The sequence below is a fragment of the Burkholderia territorii genome (assembly GCF_902833055.1).
GTDB classification, from domain to species: domain Bacteria; phylum Pseudomonadota; class Gammaproteobacteria; order Burkholderiales; family Burkholderiaceae; genus Burkholderia; species Burkholderia territorii.
In genome coordinates this window covers 1-445 of the sequence record NZ_CADFEJ010000146.1, presented here as the reverse complement: position 1 = coordinate 445, position 445 = coordinate 1, and the positions used below count along the sequence as shown (strand labels likewise).

Genomic DNA, 445 nt, shown 5'->3' with positions numbered 1-445 from the left:
CAGATCGCCACGCTGCCGGCCGGCACGTGATGCGCGCCGCCACCGAGCGGATGACGCGCGTCACGCTGGAGCTTGGCGGCAAGTCGGCGCTGGTGGGACGCGAGCATGCCGATCTGCAGCTGGCGGTCTCGCTCGCGGTGGGCGGCGCCTTCACCAATGCCGGGCAGATGTGCTCGGCCACCGCGCGCATCCTGGTGCATCACGCGCTGCATGGCGACTTCATGGCCGCCTTCGAATCGGCGGTGCGCGAGCTGGTGGTCGGGCCGCCGCAGTTGAGCGGGGTGGCGATGGGCCCGCTGATCTCGGCCGCGCATCGCGCGCGCGTGAACGCCGCGCTCGAGGCCGGGCTGGCCGCCGGCGCCGCGATCGCCTTCGAGGGCCGGCTCGACCCCGCTTGCGGCGACGGCTTCTTCCGCGCGCCGGTGGTGATCGACGAACCCGCGCT

At 73.9% G+C, this 445-nt stretch carries 1 protein-coding gene; it reads left to right on the top strand.

All coding sequences use genetic code 11. The features are described 5' to 3' along the window. On the top strand, positions 1–445 hold a 445-nt coding region (locus HW466_RS31450), incomplete at both ends, for an aldehyde dehydrogenase family protein (protein ID WP_176316178.1).